This window comes from Vibrio sp. 10N.261.45.E2 (assembly GCF_002875705.1).
Taxonomy (GTDB): Bacteria; Pseudomonadota; Gammaproteobacteria; order Enterobacterales; family Vibrionaceae; genus Vibrio.
On sequence record NZ_MCZZ01000075.1, the window covers coordinates 1 to 3,362 of the forward strand.

At 37.6% G+C, this 3,362-nt stretch carries 3 protein-coding genes; all 3 read right to left on the bottom strand.

The window, feature by feature from the left end:
- Window positions 1-305: 305 nt before the first annotated feature.
- Window positions 306-1,001 (bottom strand): response regulator transcription factor, encoded by a 696-nt coding sequence (locus tag BCT34_RS04095; RefSeq protein WP_076652660.1) that lies wholly within the window; start codon window positions 999-1,001, stop codon window positions 306-308.
- 64 nt (window positions 1,002-1,065) lie between these two features.
- Entirely contained in the window at window positions 1,066-1,689 is a 624-nt protein-coding gene (locus BCT34_RS04100; RefSeq protein WP_076652663.1) for a response regulator transcription factor, read from the bottom strand.
- Window positions 1,690-1,853: 164 nt separating this feature from the next.
- A complete protein-coding gene (locus BCT34_RS04105; protein ID WP_083702789.1) occupies window positions 1,854-2,897 on the bottom strand; it encodes a carboxypeptidase-like regulatory domain-containing protein in 1,044 nt (347 codons plus the stop codon).
- Window positions 2,898-3,362: the final 465 nt, after the last annotated feature.

A 3,362-nucleotide genomic window follows, 5' to 3' on the forward strand; every position in this document is an offset into this window, starting at 1 on the left:
ACTATAAATAATTGTTAATCAATACTATATCCCTAATATCAGATATAAGTTAGTTCTTAAATATTATTTTGTTAAGATATAGCAACATATCACTCTAGTTAAATCTATTATCAGAGTCAGAACAATATTAGTTATGGAAAAGAGAATGTGTTAGTAAAGTTGATTTCGTCAACATAGAGCATGGTGAGAGAGTAATAATGAACCGTAAATGAACGAAGTTAGCTTCGCTCATAAACAAAAATCATCTATGGAATAATAGGGTTATCTGTATAATGGTTGTGATATTAAAAGCTAATTATACATCTCTATCCATCATTAAATCGTTCCAAAATAGCTTTATGCTTTAGCTCAGTCTCTAAGTTACCTTCAACTGACTTTAGCCATAAAATCGCTTCAACCCTATTCTTGACCCGGACTTTTTTATAGATGTTGTAAACGTGTGTTTTGACAGTGCCTTCAGCAACGTGAATTTGATTCGATATCTCTGAGTTCGTCAAGCCATTACCTACAAGTTTGAGTATTTGCCACTCCCTTTTAGTCAGTAAGCAGTCTTGAGTTGTGTCCTCTATCTTGATTTTTGACCGATATATATTCAATAGCTTTTGAGAAACACCTCGGCTTAGCCATATATTTCCATCTATAACGAAGCTAAAACCTCTGTATAGGGTTTCAATATAATCTTTAATATAAAAAATCCCCATAACACTCGTCCAAAGGGCGACTTCTTCAAGATTAATACTATCTTCACAGTTGATTATGATGATAGGAACTTTCGAAACATTACATGAAATGTGGAAGTGATGTTGTTCATTTAACTGTTCCAGCATTTCATAATCTATGACAACTAAGTCAAACTTTTTGAAATTTATTGGCTTTGATAAGTAGTTACAGTCGACTAGCGACAATTTTAAATTCAACTCAGAAAGTAAGCCAGACATGAGAAACTCAGTTTGAATACTCTCCCGAGAAATTAATATACCTTTGCTTGATTCATACTTCATACTACCTAACCTTAATTCGTTGCAAACTACTTATCATTACTGCTTAGTGATAAAAAATCAGTAGTTAATTTTGCTTGATAAACAACACTGCTTCATTTCGGTTGTGGACCCCAAGCTTTTGATAAATTTTATGTACATGTGTCTTTACGGTACTTTCGGTTATGAAAAGTTTATCCGCGATAGACTGATTGGAGTAACCTTCTGCCAGCTTTTTTAAAATTTGTTTTTCTCTGTGAGTCAAGTATTGGATAGTGTTGTCGTATGACAGAGAGAGAGCACGATATTTTTCGATAATCTTCTCCATCCATTCTATGGGAAACCACATCCCTCCATTTCCGACTCTTAATATCACGCCACTTAATTGGCTAATCGATGTGCCATTGTTCACTACTGCTCTCAGTTGTCGTCTTCGCATAAGCTCTTCGCAGATCAAACCGCTTGGGACATTGACGACGATAATCTTTTGTTTCAATAGATTAATGATCTTCTGCTCTTCATTCGACATAGTAAACAGCACATTGAAATCTAATATTAAAATATCGCTTTTAATGAAGAGTATTCCCTCCATATCGGTTACTACGCCAAATTTCTCTAAGCTGAAGATATCTATATCTCTTAGTTGGTTAATTAAATTTTGACTATAATTTAGATCTCTGGATAAAATGGTGGCAAATTGATTAACAGTCATAATTTCTCATTCCTTTGAATTATGGGAAAAAATTTATTATGTTTTCATTATGCATCTTGTTCTAGACCCATATGGGGTATAATGCCTAATAAGTATTAATTCTTAAGCCTTAAACCGAGTAAGGGATAAGGGATAAGGGATAAGGGATAGGGGAATCCATAGAATCAATCCTTGAATTTGCTAGTTGTAAGCATGCCTAGGTCAATAAATACATCATCAACAACTTGTGATTTTGATATATCTAGCTCAAAACCTTTAGCCACGCCATCGTAGAAATAAACAAAATAGTGCCCTTCTGGTAGGGTATCCAACTCAAAACTTCCTTCTTCATCGGTGAAAAATGGGTAGCTTTCATTAGTTACTTTGTTTTGAAATTCTCCGACGACATCAGCTAAGGGCTCCTTGTTTAAATTATGTAAGAAACCACTTACAAAATAACCCGTTACGATATCTAGCTCGTAGTGCGAGCCTGTATATAGCCCTCCTTTTACAACATATTCCTTCCGCTTTAACTCTTCGTTAAAATCGAGGCTTTCGTCTTTTACGCTAATCAGTTTGAAATTTTCATTAGGCACGGCCACAGCTACGGTTGAACTGCCCCCGTTCTCGATCGGTAATATCTGTAAACGCTTATACTCATCGTAGCTCAAGGTGTACTTCTTTTTATACGCTTGAGGGATCGAGACAAGGTTGAAACTGCTCCCCAAAGGCGATGTCCACGCTAAATGGTTGCCCGACCAAGCGAGTCCGGTATCTGCACCTACAGTGAGCGTTCTAGCAGTGTTATCGTTTGACTCATTGGTTGATGAGTAACGAGCATTGAAATTAACCTTATCTGAGTACCATTTGCCGTATGCATCAAAGCCATCGTAATTTTCGTCTATGAACTGAGCGGATGTTCGCCAATAATAGCTTGGATCATATTTCGATGCCGATAGTGAGCTCTGGTATTCATCGTTGGTACTGTTGTATGAGGTTCTTGCAGAGACACTTTGTCCAAAGATACTGAATGGTATAGAGACATTGGCATAGAAGCTTCGATCTATGGTGTCATTGTACCTTTGCCATCTTAGGTTCAAGCTCGTCGATAGATTGCTATTGAAACGGTAACTGGTGTTGAGGGATGCAGTTTGGCTTAATGTTTCTTCGTTATTGAATTGATGTTGTAAAGCAAAAGAGAGGTAACCATTTTCAATGGGTGTTTCCACCCCTGACGACAATGAAACCGTCTGGGTAAGCGGAGTATCATCACTCGTGCGGTTAACCCCGTAAGTTAACGATGTACTAGTGAGCGCGCCATAGAACAACTCTTCACTGTAGAGCTGATTAGAGAGCTCATAAGACTCATAGCTATGGTAATCGTTATAACTACCATCGAGTGATAGGAAATAGTCACCGATAGCAAAGCTTTGTTTTAAAGCGTAGTTCTCTCTCTCTTCGTGGATGGTAAAAGAGGGCGATAAGGTCCACCAATCGGTGAGTCCATAAGAGATGACTGTAGTGGCATAGTGAATTTGGCCACCTGATTAAGAGGTGATGTATGATCATCTCAAGACTAAAACAGGTGACATTATGACTAAGCGTGATAGACGCACTTTTAACCCAGGGTATTGGAAAAACCACGCTAGAAAGCTGGGTAAGGCAACTCAAAGTTGAAAGGGCTGGCAAGGCAC